A 15,931-nucleotide genomic window follows, 5' to 3' on the forward strand; every position below is an offset into this window, starting at 1 on the left:
TATAATGATTTCAAAGCAATGATAAAAAAATCCTGTAAATTCCCTTTAAATAGATTAGATCAGGCTTACTAGGTTTTAGTTCCAACCAAGCGCTTTTTTTCCGGCTTCGATGGCAGTGACGATCCGCTCTACATCATAAACATTGCCTTTCCATGTCCCTCCGCTGACGGCTTGGAGAGCAGCCCATAATTTCGTGTCGTCCGGGAGGTCATCATCAGGACGCATCCCTGGGTGGAATTGCCTCAGGGACAATAACCGGGCCCCCTCATCTGGCGTTACTTCCTGATCCCCTTCTCCGATAAAATCAACCCGCCCTTCCAGCCGGTTGCGGTCAATGACAATTTCGATCAGGTCACCATCCTTGAGCTTGCCGATGGGTCCGCCTGCCAGTGCTTCTGGGCCAACATGACCGATGCATGCTCCGGTTGAAACGCCGGAAAAACGGGCATCGGTTATAAGCGACACATATTTACCGAAAGACAGGTGCTTAAGCGCGGCCGTGAGCTGATACGTTTCCTCCATGCCCGTCCCCGACGGTCCCCTGCCAATAAGAACCATGATATCGCCTGCCTGAACGCCACCGTTTTTAATCGCTCGGATCGCATCGCGTTCGGTTGTAAACACCTTCGCCTTGCCTTTATGGTGATATATACCTTCCTCATTCAGGACGGAAGGGTCAATCGATGTGGATTTGATCACAGAGCCTTCTGGAGCAATATTCCCGGTTGGAAATGTGACTGTAGAAGTGATTCCAAGGTGTCGTGATTGTTCCGGGCTCATAATCACACTGTCCGGATCGATTCCTTCCTTTTCCTTAAGCTGCTTACGCAGCAGATGACGTCGTTCCGACGATTCCCACCAATCAAGAACTTCCCCTAGTGCGGCGCCCGTAACCGTAAGCACCGATTCATCCAACACGCCGAGACGTCTGAGGTGCAGCATCACTTCAGGCACGCCTCCGGCCAGAAATACCCGAATGGTCGGGTGGAACACCGGACCATTCGGAAGTACGCTGACGATGCGCGGTACATCCCGGTTGACGCGGATCCAGTCCTGCACCGCCGGTACCTTTAATCCGGCTGCGTGGGCGATCGCAGGAATGTGAAGCAGCAGATTGGTCGAACCGCCGAACGCAGCATGAACAACCATGGCATTACGTACCGCCGCATCCGTCAGGATGTCTCCCATCCGCATTCCTTTAGACTCCATCGCCATCAGCGCACGGGAGGATTGACGGGCCATTTCTTCCCAGATTGGCTGACCCGAAGGCGCAAGCGCAGCATGAGGAACCGTCATGCCCAGCGCCTCGGCGACGACTTGGGCCGTTGCTGCCGTACCGAGAAACTGGCACCCCCCTCCAGGAGTCGCGCAGGCCCGGCAGCCAAGCTCCGCCGCTGCCTCCAGCGTGATTTCGCCGCTCGAGTACCTGGCGCCGATCGTTTGTATTTTGCCGGCATCCTCCCCTTCGGTCGGTGGAAGCGTCACTCCTCCGGGAACGATCACTCCTGGAAGCTGCGGCATGCCCGCGAGCGCCAGCATCATCGCAGGCAAACCCTTGTCACAGGTGGCAACGCCGATGACGCCTCTTCTTGTAGGCAGCGAGCGGATGAGCCGACGGAATACGAGGGCTGCATCGTTCCGGTACGGGAGCGAATCGAACATGCCCGACGTTCCCTGGGACCTGCCATCGCATGGATCACTCACGTATCCGGCGAAAGGGATTCCACCGCGGGCCGAGAGCTCCTCCGCTGCAGCCTTCATCAGCAAGCCTACCTCCCAGTGTCCAGTGTGATAACCCAAGGCCACGGGACTGCCGTCCTCTTGACGAATCCCACCCTGCGTGCTCAAAATCAGAAACTGCTTTCCGTTCAGTTCTCCTGGCTTCCAGCCCATTCCGACGTTTTGGGACATCCCGAACAGGTCTCCGCTTGGAGCATTTCTCAGCAAGTCATCCGTTAAAGGCAGCCTTCCCTGCACTCCGGGGGCATGCGTTGTAACCTCACCGCTAACCAGGTCATCCTTCCCCATGATCGACTTGATCGAATTGTGCATGACACCCTCCCCAAGATTATGGCTTCACGAAAACCGTTTTGATGGAAGTAAAAAATTCGATGGCCGCCTGCCCCTGTTCCCTGGAGTGCGAGCTCGACATTTTCATCCCACCGAACGGGGCTTGCAGCTCAACGCCCGCTGTTTCCGCATTGACCCGGACCAGCCCGGCATCCATGTCCTGGATAAAGGAAAGCATGGCGCCTATATTTTGCGTATAGATGGAGGCGCTCAAGCCATAATCGCTATCATTGGCCGCCTTTATCGCTTCTTCAAGACTGTTCACGGCAATCAGGGTAAGCACCGGACCAAAAATCTCCTCCCGGGCAATGGCCATATGAGGAGTTACCCCGTCAAATACGGTCGGCTGGACATAGAACCCGTCCTCAAGTTTCGGTCCGCCCGCCCTTGCCCCGCCGGTCAGCAATACGGCTCCTTCATCCAGCCCTTTTTGAATGTAGTGCAGCACGGTTTCAAGCTGCCTTTCATTAGCGCAGGGCCCCATCCAAGTCTCGGGTAACATGCCGTCACCAAGCCGAATGCCCTCGATTTGGGACAGCAGCTTCGTTTTGAAGGCTTCATATACTTCGCGCACAACGATAACCCGACTGGTCGCCGTGCATTTTTGGCCGGTGGATTTCAAACCGCCGCTGATCGTCGCCTCGACCGCCAAATCCAGATTGGCATCCTTCGCAACAATAATCGGATTTTTGCCGCCCATCTCGAGCTGGTACTTGGCTCCTCTCGCCAGTGCGGCCGCGCCGACGCGCTTGCCGACTTCGTTTGAGCCCGTGAAAGTGATTCCGCCCACGTCCGGATGCTCCACAAGCGCCGAACCGACCACCGAACCGCTGCCGCATACAAGATTGAGGACACCCGCCGGAATTCCCGCCTCCTCGAAGCATTCGGTCAATTTGGCTGCGGTCACCGCCGTTTCCTGGGCCGGTTTCAACACGACCGTGTTCCCATATATCAGGGCAGGTGCGGTCTTCCAGAGGGGAATGGCCACCGGGAAATTCCACGGGGCAATCACGCCGACAACCCCGAGTGGCACCCGGGTCGTGAACATCAGTGCCTCGCTGTCCGTCGAAGGAATCACGTCACCGGACTTGCGCATCCCCTCACCGGCGTAGTACCGCAGGATAGCGACCCCGCGCAGCGTCTCTCCCTTGGCTTCCGCCAGCGTCTTGCCCATTTCCCTTGTCATTGCTTCGGCAACCTCATCTACCCGCCGTTCCAATGCGCTGGCCGCACGAAACAGGATATTGCCGCGTTCCGACCCGGGCAGACTGCGCCAAGCCTGACGAGCTGCTGTGGCTGCTGTGACGGCACGGTTTACATCCTCTATCGTGGAAACCGGTACATATCCGACCACTTCATGGCGATTGGCGGGGTTGATGCTGGGTTCCGTTTCTCCGGTGGAAGCCGCCGTCCATTCTCCATTAATGAAATTGCGATATACCTGTTCTCCCTGAAATGTTGCCATGATAATCTCCTCCCCAAACACCTAGTTTGATATGACGTGGTTCACCAACGTCCCAATCCCGCTTATCGAAATCTCGATGCGGTCGCCGGGGGCAAGCGTGAAGTCAGCCGGCGGCACAATAGCTGTGCCCGTCAACAGAACGGTACCGTCAAACAAATCGTTGTCCGCCGCCAGGAAGCGGACCAGCTCATCCAGCTTGCGGTTTAATTGATTTGTGTTGGCATCACTTTCCACCACAATGAGGCCTTCGCGGTAAATCTGGCAGTTGATTTTGAAATCGTAAGGGTCCTCCACGGTATCCGCGAGCCGTATCGCCGGCCCGATCGAGCAGGACTTCCGCCATATTTTTGCCTGCGGCAGATATAGCGGGTTCTCCCCCTCGATATCGCGGCAGCTCATGTCATTGCCAGCCGTGTATCCCACGATGACCCCGTCGCCGGCAAGCACCAAGCCGAGCTCCGGCTCGGGGATTTGCCATACAGAATCGCTGCGCAGCGTTACATCCTGATTCGGTCCGACCGTGCGTGCTGCCGTGGATTTCAAAAAAATTTCAGGTCGCACGGCGTCATAGACTTTGTCGTAGAACGTCTCCGCATCCAACCTCCCGCCTGTTGCTTCATAATTCCTCGCCTCCCGGCTGCGCTGATAGGTGACGCCGGCTGCCCAGACCTCCGGAGCATCTACTGGAGTAAGCAGCTGCAATGACGGCCATGCGGCTGTCAGCTCATTTTGCGGTGTAACAGCGCTTTCAACAATTCGGACAGGTGAAACGCCCTTCTCCCTGGCCTCATCGATCAACGACATAAAATCAGAGTGAGGCAATGGATAAGCCCTCTCGTCATCCGTAACCGCCGCAAGTCTCGTCTGCCGTCTGTCCAAATAACGAATAATTCTCATTCAATGCTGCCTCCATTTCTCCCTATAAGGGTTGATAATACTACCATATCATCGCCCATGACCCTTGACGATGCGCTAATCTTCACTTCGATTTACCCTTTTCACGCATTTCTTTTCCGGAAGGATCAAGCTATAATCGTAACAAATTGATATGTTGTACCATACTGAGGAGGGTATAGCCGTGACCGATCTTCCCGGAGTCTATGTTGGCCGTCTTCCCGATGTCCGCCTGTCTTTTCAGCTGTTGGGCCTGCATGCCCGAAAAGTTGATTCCCGCTGGACCTATCCTTCCCACGAGCATTCCATGTACGAGATCCACTGGGTCGTGGAGGGAGAAATGGACATGGTGATCAATGGGCGAAAATACCGGCAGTCCCGGGGGGACCTGCTGTTCATCCATCCGGGCATGACGCATTCCTGCACTCGTGCCGGCTCCCAGGGTTTCACCTACTTTTCCGTTCACTTCAGCGTTGACGATACATCCTTTTGCAAAGAGCTCAACCGCTGCAAGGAGTTTTATTATCCGGCAGACTCGCCGTTGGTCCAAGGGCTGTCCCCGTCTCTGTCGACGCTGTATCGTCTTGCCGCAGAGCACTTGCGCAGCCCGCTCTCAACATCCAAACAGATGAAGGTCCATGCGGCTGTCTTCGAGCTGCTCGGATCCCTGGTTGGCCAACTGTCAGAGACTGCAACCATCACCCGATCCAAAAAGGAATCGATTGCCCAGCAGATCGCCGAGCAAATAGAAGATTCCGTAAAATACATTCTCCTTCATGGAGAGATTCGGGAAAACGAACGAACCTGGATTCAGGACATTGCCAAGTCGATCCATATGAGCCCTTCGCAAGTGAACCGCATCTTTAAGCAAATATACGGGAAAGCCCCGCGCAAGTTTATGTCCGAAACGCTGCTGAATGAAGCCCAGCGTCTGCTTCTGCAAACAGACTTGGGGATCGACCATATCGCCATGATCCTCGGATATAAGACCAATTCGCATTTCAGCCGCCAGTTCAAGCGATGGACGGGAATTGCGCCCAGCGAGTACCGAAACCGGGTCCAGCATCAACCCTTAGCCTTCGAGCCGGATCAGTAGGCTACAACCCCCCTAGGGCAGCAGCGGGAGCGCAATCAGTATTAGAAACGAACTTCCTTTTTGTCATTGAAGATATATAAGAGCTCTTTCTTTCCACAAGGAACAATTATAGAGCTCGCTTTGGTATAATTAGCAAATAAATAGGAATCCCAACCTCCCTGATTTCCCTAAATATAAAAAGAGCTCAGCTTACTAAGCTCAGCTCTTTTTTGAATTGTATGTGAAGTTACAAACATCATTACTCAGTTAACGATACAAAGCAGCTAAATCAATTTGTACTTAAGACCCAAGCTCAATAGCCAGGCAGTGGGCATCATTTGTCGGCCTTTGCTCCGGGAGGGAAACCACCAGCGCTCCGTAAGGCTGTTCGAACGGTACATCGCCCACACCCAGCAGCCGCACGGACTTTACTTTGTCAGCCGGGGTCAACGTACGAATGACGGCCAGACGATCCTCCGGCCAGCGCATTTGGAAGGCGTAGAGAATATTCCCCTTCTGCGTAAATCGGTAATCTGCCGCTGTCCATTCCACTTTGTTTTCGGTGAAATGGTCAATGACCACCTGTGAAGGGCCTTCGCCTGACACGCGGAATGGTCGGGTGCCAAATATTCCTTCGCCGCAGACTCGAATCCACTCGGCCATCTCCCTAAGGATATGCGTGCACTCGTCGTCGATCGTACCATCCGGCTTCTGCGGAATATTCAAGAGAAGATTGCCGTTTTTAGAAACGATATCGACCAGGATTTCGATGACGTGCCCCGGCTTTTTATACACAGACCTCACATTATAGAACCAGTCCCCTACGCATGTGTCGGTCTGCCACGGCTCGGGCTTGATGTCCGGCTCTTGGCTCCTCTCGATATCCAACACACCTATCGCGTATATTTCCTTGCGTCGATCTTTCTGGTTATAGACCGCACGGTTCACGCCGCCATGGATCGCCGCGCTCGTATTATACAGGTGTGCGACAGCACGGAGTCCAGCCTCATAAGCGAGGTTATCCAGGGACAGCTCCGGCTTTTCCCAGTAACCTGGTGCGAACGGCAGCCCGCCGTCCGAGTACAGCAGATCCGGCTGATACTTATCAATGATTTCCTTGATCACGGCAAACCAGTGACGATGCCACCATGGATTGGATGTATACCAGGGCGCAATCGAATCAACCTGCATCCTGCCTTGATGGTGTTCCTTATTGGGCAGATACAAATCCTCATTCGCCGGATCGTTCCCATCGTAAGGGATGCCGGCATTTGGCCCCTCCTTATCGCTGCCTTTATTCCAGTGGAACCAGCTGAATGTGGCACCGAGATGCTCCGTTAAGCCAAAAGGCAGCCCACGCCGTGCGGCGGCATCCTTCCACAGAGCGACAATATCTTTTTTGGGTCCCATATTGACCGAGTTCCAGCGATGGATGCTAGAATCGTAATTGAAGAAGTTATCATGGTGCATCGCCTGCGCCACAAAATATTTGGCCCCGGCTGCCGTGTATAAGTCCATTAAGGCATCCGGGTCAAACGCCTCCGCTTTCCACAGCTGCACAAGATCTTTATAGCCAAATTTCGATGGGTGCCCGTAGTGACGGACATGGTATCGGTATTGTTCCGAACCTTCGATGTAGATGTTCCGTGCATACCAGTCTCCGTACATCGGTACGGACTGGGCGCCCCAGTGCGACCAAATCCCGAACTTGGCGTCCCGGAACCACTCCGGACATTCGAATTGGCGGAGCGACTCAAAGGTAGGTTGGTAGGGGCCCGTGGCGATTTCGTTCCAGTTCATCGATATCGCCTCCTTTGCTCGAATCAGGAATTGATTTTATCCTAGCAATCCTCTTGCCATGAATGAATACAGAATCCTAACCTTCTGTTGGATAAAATTATCTACTCTATATAGAACGGGGAATACAGTTATGGGCAACCAATCATTAGCAAGGTTGTATATGGAAAATCTTGACGTACGGGTCACATCGATGGGATACAACCAGGTATGGACGGATTGGCGGGAGCTCGACTATACGCCGGACTTTAACAAGTTTTATTTGATCTGTGACGGGGAGGGATGGCTGAAAATCGGCGATTCGGAATTCAGTCCAAAACCCGGACAATGGTTTCTTATGCCTCATGGCGTTAAGCAGTCATATTCCTATACTTCTGGCCCCAGGTACACCAAATATTGGTGCCATTTTACGGCACGGATTGGAGATCGCAATCTATTTGACCTGATTCAAACTCCCCTGTATGTCGACATCAAAAATGACAGCGAAGCGATCCGGCTGTTCCGCGAATTGCTCGAAAGCGATTCGGCGGCTTCCATTAGCGGTCCGCTGCTTGTGAAATCAGCCATGCTAAGATTGGTTTCTTATTATATAGAGCATGCGGTTTCCTCCGAGGTCATCCTCCAACGTTCGACGGAGCCCGAACCTCTTGAACAGGTGATTTCGTATATTCAGAGCAGCTACCATCACAACCTGACCATTACGGACTTGGCAGAAAAGGCTCACTTGCATCCCAACTATTTCATCCGTGTATTTAAACGGCAGTTCGGCATTTCCCCGATCCAATACATCAAGAAAAGAAGGCTGGAGGAAGCAAAACTGCTGCTTGTGACGACGAACCTCCTGTTATCTGATATCGGCGATCGAGTCGGAATATCCGATATCTCCTACTTGTCAAGAATTTTCAAGGAATCGACCGGCTTCTCACCGACCGCATACCGGATGACTTTCAACTCTCATCAAACGGTAACCTAAAAGAACTGCGGCCGCCTATACCAAATAAAAAAATGGTGCTGTAAAAGCACCATTTACATGATTTCGGGTTTTCACCCAAATCCCGTTTCCCCTGACCTTACTTTCTAATCCTCTTTATTTTGATTTTACTTTAAAGTAAACCTGGTATGGTTCATATCCAATATCCCGGATTCTCCTAAATTGGATGGCCGGGTCCTGGTTGACGGTTTTAAAGAAATATCGCCAACTCCCCCACTCCCGTTCATTTTCCATCGTCAATTCGGATGCAGCGTCTTGGATGTCAGCAAACAGTATTCTCTCTGCATCACAAATACCTGCCAGGGCTTCGGGTCCATAGCGGAAGGCACCCATGCTCTCATCATCCGGAAGCGGTATAAACCGGACTCCTATAGGCAAGATCATGCTGACCTTGTCGCCATCCATCCATTGCCGTTCAATTTTATAAAAAACTTTGCTATCTTTGGTTTTACCGTGAAGTTCGGAATTTACGTAAATGACCGCTTCCGATGTAATCCACTCCGGAATCCGAAAACGGATCGAGAAATCCATAGGGTTGAACGTATTTACTATAAAATCATACTTTTTGTAAGAAGGCATATTTTCATAAAGCTCTGTTTTTTTGTTAAGTTTTTGAAATCCTGTAATATCCGAAGAAGTTAACAGGCTTCCGGTCATATGGTCTTGTTTTTGGTTGATACGAATTTCTTCGCCATCGACTGTCGTTTTCAGTTCCGAGTCAAAATACTGGCATACATAGAACTCGTTATCGTCCCTGTAATAAAAGTTTCGATTTAAAGCAGCATTTGCCTGAACCATGGTGCCATGGCAGCAGAAGAAGCTTTCGGTCTCCGTACTCCAATCCTTGCGCAAGCCTGCCTTCATGGGAAGGAAATACGTCAGCAGTCCGGTTGACGGGTTATTATGCTTATTGCCTGTTAATCCATATTCTTGATAGTAAGCCTGCGCCATAATACCGTTATACAAATTGTATTCGATATATTGCGCATAAGCTGGATCACCTGTGTGTCTGAACAAAAATTCCGCCAGACGCATCATGTTATACACCGTACAGTGTTCCTGATTTTTGTCCCCCAGCCTGGACTTCATCTTCATTTTTGGCATCCAGACTTCTCCGGCAGTTTGACCACCAGTAACAAGGAAACCTCTTACCGTCACGGCGCACTTCCAATAGGCCCTAACAATATCCATCCACCGCTTTTCCCCCGTTACTTCATAGGCCTTTGCACAGCCCAAAACCTCAGGGATCGTCGTATTGGCATGCATATTGGTAAGAGGATCTTTACCTTCCAATAGCGGTTGAAAGAGTCGGCTGCGGTAATACCGTTCCAGCAGAGTCCTGTATTTATCTTTCCCCGTAATTTCAAGCAGTTCAGCCCAAATTTCAAGCATCCCCCCCGTTTCCGCGTCCAGAATGTCATCGAACCTTTCTCTTGAAAATGTACTGCTCCATTGCACAAACCAATCTGCAAATCGGTCCGCCATGTCCAAGGCTTTCTGATTGCCCGCATTCAGATACATGTCGACGAGCCCCATAAAAGTCTTATGAAGGTTGTACTGAGGCGCCCAAATATTTTTTCCATTGGCTATCCAATGCAGATATTTCTCCGGAATGGAACCTACCCACTGCCCTCCATTATCCTTCTGACATTCGGCCAACTCGTCTATGATCAGGTCCGATTTCACCTTCAGTTCCGCATCCCCGGTCGCGTCATAACAGATTGCCGCAGCAGACAGCCAATGCCCCAGAAAATGGCCTCGAAGCTGGCATACCGGGGACTCCCACCCCCCATGCGCTCCTGGCGGAACGTCTCTTCCCGTGTATCTCCCTGCTTCCAGGTTAAAATTAAATAGAAGATGGTTACTGGTTAGTTTCATCAGATAGGTTCTGTTTGCTGCTTCTCTGCGTCTTAGCTCGTTATCGTGGAGTTTAACATGTTTCCCTCTCAATTCTTCCATAACCGCCCCCCATTAACAAAATCGACTCATTCGCTATTCTCGTTTTTGACGCCGGAATTCGTACTCGTTTCCACTGTCTTCAGTACTTCCCAATAAGACGGTTTGGGCTGATGCTTCGCATCGAATAAGAAAGGCCAGTTCTTCCGGCCCCGTACGGGGAAATGGTCCAGCCAGGTATAATCGTCGGCAGCGCCCCAAAAAGTGACGGAGGTGATATATTCGCTGTATTCCTGGAACAAACGGAAAAATTGCCCGTAACGTTCCGCTTGAAGGGCGAGCATCTCTTCGGTCGGAGCCGTGAGGTCGGTCCGCCGGTCATCGAACGCAAACATCGAGACATCCAGCTCCGTAATATGCAGCTTCACGCCCAGACTGGCGTATCTCTCGATCGCCCGGCGGATCTCATCCAGCGACGGGTGATATAGGCTCCAGTGCGCCTGAAGCCCGATGCCATGGATCGGCACCCCCTGCTCGAGCAGCGATTTGACGAGCGAGTAGATTTTCTCGCTTTTCACCGGATCGGCCTCGTTGTAATCATTGTAGAACAGCAGCGCCTCCGGGTCGGCTTCATGGGCGTACTCAAACGCCTTGGCGATGAAATCCTCGCCGATGATATCGAGCCACTTCGAAGGCCGCAGCAGCTCGCTGCCGCTGTCGGATACCGCTTCGTTCACCACGTCCCAGGCATAGAGTTCTCCCCGGTAACGGGATACGACCGTGTTGATATGAGATTTCATGCGGGCCAGCAGCGTCACCCGATCCGTTTGGCTGCCGTCTTCATTTTCAAACACCCATGCCGGCGTCTGATTGTGCCACACCAGCGTATGGCCCCTTACTCCCATGCCGTTGGCTTTAGCCAGGGCCACCATACGGTCTGCCGCCTCAAACGTATACCGGTCCTCCGCAGGATGCAACCTTTCGAATTTCATTTCATTTTCGGCAGTTACGCTGTTGAAATGCTCGATAAGCAATTCACGCTGCGAGTCCAACGTCACCGGATTGACGGCGGCCCCGATCAAAAACTGTTCTTTAAACGCTTCGCGCAACCTCATCATACCTATCCCCTCCTAGAGAAGTTCTACACGCTAATGCTTCATGAAAGACACTTTCATCCCAAAGTGTAAGCCTCCTCATGATCACGCAACAACCTGCCGTTGACCGTGTCCTCACCCGGCAAAGTATGGTTGTCTTTGACCACACCTTGCGACTTTCAAAATAACATCCAGCGCAAACGAGGACATTCCCAGAGGAATACCCCCTTTGCATAAGGAGCGAACGGAAGTCGGATTACTTCAGAACCTGGTATTGAAAATCGGAAAAATCCGCCGTCCCTCCGACCTCCCGGGTGGAAAACAAAAACAGACCGATGCGGCATCCCATAAAATGGTCCAGCTTGTATACCATCTTGTGCGTAATCCCGAGCTGCCTCCAATCCGCACCATCCCGGTAATAAAACATGCACTCATCCGCATTGTTCACGAAATTGCCGATCGTCTTGAGTGTGACGACGTTTCCGGAAACGGGAATTCTGGCTAGTTCGGTCCCGGGCTCTTCGTCGACCAGTTTGCCGAATATGGAGCGGTCTTTGGCCTCTCTGGCCAGCATCACCAGGTAGGATCGGCCTGCCTCCTTGGTCAAGGCGATCAAGCCGTACGTACCGATCAAAAAGCATAAGCCTGCATAATCGCCATCCTTCAGCCCGCTGCCGTCCAGCGTGACCGTTACTTCGCATGCCGGTCCCATGGCGCGCTGCGTCAGCGTATTGACCGCGAACGTCAAATTGGGGCTGATCTTGCCGGATGTGACCCGGTAGACTCCCGGTTTGTCCGTTACGGACCACAATGCATCGTCAGGAGTATGATTCCACTGCCAAACATCCTTCAGGCGTACTTTGCCGTCTTCGTCCGGCGTGTAATCAAAGTCGTCGCTTCCAACCAAAGGCTGGTAGGTATACCCAGGTCTTGTGCTTGGCAGCTCGATCATTGGGGGTGCTGCTTTGGCGAATACCGGAAAACCGTTCTCAAAGCGCAGCGGAACAAGCACCGGAATCCGGCCGACGGCGCCGTGATCCTGAAACAGCACAGCCACCCATTTCCCGTCCGGCGTATCCACGATGCCGCCCTGCGCTACGCCTGAATTGAAATACCCCATATCGTCATTAAAGACCTCTCCGCCCGTAAATTCGCCCTCCAGGGAATCCGCCGCAAAGCAGGCCTGCGTTCGGCGCCCCGAAGCCTTCGAAATATGGATAAAGAAAGCATAATACCTGCCATCGATCTTATAAAAGTGGGCACCCTCGTACCCGAGATGATACGGCTCCCGTTCTTTCACGATAACGCGGTTCAGCCCGCCGGGTTTGGGACCGGAAAGATCCTCCTTCAATTCGATCAGGTGAATCTCGGCGTTGCCGTATATCAGATACGTCCGGCCATCATCGTCAAACAGCAGGGAGCAGTCGTGATAAAAACCCTCGATGTACTGCTTCGTCCATGGACCGGTTACGCTATCTGCCGTGTACAGGTAAGTCCGGCGGGTATCGTTCGCCACGAAGATGACGTAGAATTTTCCCTTGTGGTAACGAAAAGATGGCGCCCACATGCCCTGGCCGTAAATATGTTGGCCGTCTTCCAGTCGCTGTGCGGGCGTATTGTCCAATACGTCGTACACATGTGAAGCCACCTCCCATTGAATCAGGTCGTATGATCGCAGAATGACGCAGCCTGGCATCATGTGCATCGTCGTGCTCGCCATATAGTAGGTATCCTCTACCCGGATCACATCAAGATCCGGATAATCGGCCCATATAATCGGATTTGGATACATGTTCTCTCTGCCCCTTCCTAATCGCGTTGTACAATGATTTCGATCGACACCTCGGACAAAGCCGGGTTCAAATCCCTTTCTTCCGTTAAATCAAGCACCGGATATCCGTCCATGCCGAAATGAACGCGGCGGATTCCGGACCCTCTTGGCCCCTCTACTCCAGGTCGGGCATGGTATACGTTCCAAGTGACGCCATCGTCATCGGTAATATAACAATTATGGCCCGGACCGTATTCGCCCGGGACGCTTCTCGACGTCAGCAGCGGATAATTGCCCTTCGTCCAGCTGCCGGGATCCAGCAGGTCCGCATTCGCGTCGGCGGTCAGCAGGCCTACGCAATAAGTAGCGTCTACCGCCGCGCTCGAGAAGGTTAGAAAAATCCTGCCGTCCCGGATCAAAGCAAACGGCCCTTCATCGACAAAGGTATGGTTATTGGCCCAGCCAAAGTCCGGCTTGGTCAGCAGCACCGGATCGCTCGCCAGCCTCCACGGCTCCTTCGGATCTAATTTCGCGATATAAACCCAGGCGCCAAGATCTACAGGCACGAATTGCCGCTCCGACCAAGCCGCGTAACAATCCCCGTTCACCTGGATGACGGTCATGTCCAGAGAGATCACCTTGCCCGCCTCGCATAACTCGGTACCGTCTTTCCTGACGACGCGCCGGGGCATCGACCAGTCAGCTGCGCAAGTGGGGTCCCCACCCTCGCGCAGCTTCATCACGTGGCACTCTTCATAGAAAAATTCGCCTGTCGTTGCCGCATGAAAAATGTACAGCCCGCCCCCGATAATATGGAACTCGGGCGCCCATAACAGCCCTTTAATGTGATCATAGGTTTGTGTATCCAAAATTAAAGACTCGTCGGCCTGAACAAGACCGGATATCGTCTCTGCTTCCCGGATATACAAGGTTCGGTTGCCGTCGGCGTCATTGGTCGCAATGAAATAATACTTGCCGTTCCATTTTGCGATGCAAGGGTCCGCCCGGTTCGCCGCGATCGGAAACGCATAATGCTCCTGGCGAACCCTTCCCTTCACCCGATAAGTTCCAGCCTGATCCCAGCGAACCGTTGCCGTATCCCAGTCCACGGCCTTGGGAGCCGTGGTGCCGTCGCTGTATACCGCTGTCGCTTGGAGCGCTTTCAAATCCTCGGCTGAAGCCGCCGTGATGCCATCCGGAACTTCAATGGCGACATTCTGCGGGACCGTAAGCCGGCATACGAGGCGATGTGCGGTTTCCCGCGGAATGCGGATCACGTTACGGGGCTGGATACCTTCAATGTCGGCCGATACGGCTTCCAGAGTAAACGCCTCCGCTTTTTCCGGAGTCCCGGCGCCAGCCAAATCATAAAGGTCCTGAATCTTATTTTGGTAGCTGCCGCCCTTCCCGTCGCTCCAGCGGATGACGTATGCCTGGCTTGATTCATCGTACTCGCAAGCGACATCCTGGACGTTAGCATTGCTCTTCAAATCGACAAGCCCGATTTCTTGATACTGCAGCAAATCGCTGGAAGTAAAGAACAGCACCGCCCCTCGGCTCTCTTCATCCTGCTGTCCATCCGCCTCCGTCCGTACGGCAACGACACCGAATTTTCCGTCGGCCATGCGGAAGAGGTACGGATTTTTCAGGCTTTTGGCACGGAGCGTCCCGTTATCATGATTCGTGGCCTTGGCGAACAGGACGCCTGAATTATGGTTCAAGGCTTGAAAATGATTGCCGTCCTGGCTATAGGCAAGATGCATGCTGTACGCCAGCCTGGGCGCATAGATCCTGTCCTCCTGCGGGGTGCGCGTGTAGCATAATACTTCGATATATTCGCTTTTCATTATTGAAATCATGGCATGGACCTCACTTTTATTGATCATTTCAAATACGGTTGCTTAAACGGAGTCTCGCAATTTCCGGTTGTTCTATTGACTTTATATTGCGTTTACTATGAAATTATAAAATAGGACATCTCATCAATGAATGATCTATGCTGACAGAAACTTGATCTTTTCTAAGATTGGAGAACGCGATGACGACATCCATTTACTATGTCGGATATGATGCCGCCCATCCCGAAGACTTTATTTATGACATTCCGGAAGGGCATGATTTTTGGCTGCTGATTCTTACGCAAACGCCGGCCGAGTTCTGGGTTCAGGGAGAAATCAGGGAATACCCGGCAAACTGTGCCGTCCTCTTTCCCCCTCGCCAAAAGATTATGTACCGCGCCTGCTCAGGGAAATTTGTGAATGACTGGGTCCGTTTCGAAACGGACGAATCCTACGTTCTGGAGACGAAGCTTCCGCGGGGCGTTCCGATTCCGGTGCCGGATCCCGGTTACTGCCGCCAGCTGTTTCAGCTTCTCGCCACCGAAAATTTTTTCAGCTGCGATTACCGGGAGCTTTCCATCGACTACCTGTTTCGGATCTTGTTCAACAAGCTGCTCGAAGCTTTTCAATCCAAGGAAAATTCGCCGCATTACCAGAAACTGCTGAATCTGCGCAAGGCGATCCACAACCGTCCCGGCGCTGAATGGAGTGTCCCTTCCATGGCCGATAATGTTCACTTGAGCCCCGGGTACCTGCAAACGCTGTATAAGGCGACTTTCGGGATTTCCTGCATGGACGACGTTATCCAGTGCAGGATCCGCCTCGCCAAGGAAAGGCTGATCCACGGATCGCTCCGGATCGCCGATATCAGCGAGCTGTGCGGTTACAAAAATGTCGAGCATTTCTCCAGACAATTTCGGCGTATCGTGGGCTGCACGCCTCGTGAATACCGGCAATCGGGTGATTTACGGTCTTGAGATTAAATCAATCAGCTTTCTATCCGTTTCCAATAGAAACCTTCTCCTTATAGATAAATAAAA

11 protein-coding genes are annotated in these 15,931 nt (G+C 52.5%); 3 read left to right on the forward strand and 8 right to left on the reverse strand.

The genetic code is table 11. The annotated features are described in order from the left end of the window. Positions 1–75: 75 nt before the first annotated feature. Genes CJP46_RS29285 through CJP46_RS29295 form a run of 3 tightly spaced genes read right to left on the reverse strand, consistent with a single transcriptional unit; the run spans position 76 to position 4,432 of the window. Positions 76–2,052, reverse strand: coding sequence for a YjhG/YagF family D-xylonate dehydratase (locus CJP46_RS29285; RefSeq protein WP_094599155.1), 1,977 nt, complete (start codon positions 2,050–2,052; stop codon positions 76–78). A gap of 16 nt (positions 2,053–2,068) precedes the next feature. Next, positions 2,069–3,535, reverse strand: a complete 1,467-nt coding sequence (gene gucD, locus CJP46_RS29290; RefSeq protein ID WP_094599156.1) for an alpha-ketoglutaric semialdehyde dehydrogenase GucD — start codon at positions 3,533–3,535, stop codon at positions 2,069–2,071. A 21-nt stretch (positions 3,536–3,556) separates the two neighbouring features. Continuing rightward, on the reverse strand, positions 3,557–4,432 hold the full coding sequence (locus CJP46_RS29295; RefSeq protein WP_094599157.1) for a fumarylacetoacetate hydrolase family protein: 876 nt from the start codon (positions 4,430–4,432) through the stop codon (positions 3,557–3,559). Between the two features lie 181 nt (positions 4,433–4,613). On the opposite strand from CJP46_RS29295, the gene CJP46_RS29300 reads away from it, so the two are divergent. Beyond that, positions 4,614–5,525, forward strand: a complete 912-nt coding sequence (locus tag CJP46_RS29300) for an AraC family transcriptional regulator (RefSeq protein WP_256992584.1) — start codon at positions 4,614–4,616, stop codon at positions 5,523–5,525. A gap of 279 nt (positions 5,526–5,804) precedes the next feature. Here the strand turns inward: CJP46_RS29300 and CJP46_RS29305 are convergent, their stop codons facing one another. Beyond that, positions 5,805–7,304, reverse strand: coding sequence for an alpha-L-fucosidase (locus CJP46_RS29305; RefSeq protein WP_094599159.1), 1,500 nt, complete (start codon positions 7,302–7,304; stop codon positions 5,805–5,807). A gap of 160 nt (positions 7,305–7,464) precedes the next feature. On the opposite strand from CJP46_RS29305, the gene CJP46_RS29310 reads away from it, so the two are divergent. After that, on the forward strand, positions 7,465–8,274 hold the full coding sequence (locus CJP46_RS29310) for an AraC family transcriptional regulator (protein WP_179281376.1): 810 nt from the start codon (positions 7,465–7,467) through the stop codon (positions 8,272–8,274). Positions 8,275–8,388: 114 nt separating this feature from the next. Here CJP46_RS29310 and CJP46_RS29315 read toward each other — a convergent pair whose 3' ends face one another. The 4 genes from CJP46_RS29315 to CJP46_RS29330 form a co-directional block, all read right to left on the reverse strand. Next, positions 8,389–10,251: a beta-L-arabinofuranosidase domain-containing protein gene (locus tag CJP46_RS29315; RefSeq protein WP_094599161.1), complete on the reverse strand. Its 1,863-nt coding sequence runs from the start codon at positions 10,249–10,251 to the stop codon at positions 8,389–8,391. Between the two features lie 26 nt (positions 10,252–10,277). Continuing rightward, on the reverse strand, positions 10,278–11,306 hold the full coding sequence (locus CJP46_RS29320) for an endo-1,4-beta-xylanase (protein ID WP_094599162.1): 1,029 nt from the start codon (positions 11,304–11,306) through the stop codon (positions 10,278–10,280). Positions 11,307–11,538: 232 nt separating this feature from the next. Then, on the reverse strand, positions 11,539–13,074 hold the full coding sequence (locus CJP46_RS29325) for a glycoside hydrolase family 43 protein (RefSeq protein ID WP_094599163.1): 1,536 nt from the start codon (positions 13,072–13,074) through the stop codon (positions 11,539–11,541). 17 nt (positions 13,075–13,091) lie between these two features. Continuing rightward, positions 13,092–14,912: a family 43 glycosylhydrolase gene (locus CJP46_RS29330; RefSeq protein WP_094599164.1), complete on the reverse strand. Its 1,821-nt coding sequence runs from the start codon at positions 14,910–14,912 to the stop codon at positions 13,092–13,094. A 179-nt stretch (positions 14,913–15,091) separates the two neighbouring features. Here CJP46_RS29330 and CJP46_RS29335 point away from each other — a divergent pair, with 179 nt between their 5' ends. Next, the gene (locus tag CJP46_RS29335) at positions 15,092–15,868 is read left to right on the forward strand and encodes a helix-turn-helix transcriptional regulator (RefSeq protein WP_094599165.1); all 777 of its coding nucleotides are present in this window, start codon (positions 15,092–15,094) and stop codon (positions 15,866–15,868) included. The last annotated feature ends 63 nt before the right edge of the window (positions 15,869–15,931 follow it).

This window comes from Paenibacillus sp. XY044 (genome assembly GCF_002257645.1).
GTDB lineage: Bacteria > Bacillota > Bacilli > Paenibacillales > Paenibacillaceae > Paenibacillus_AQ.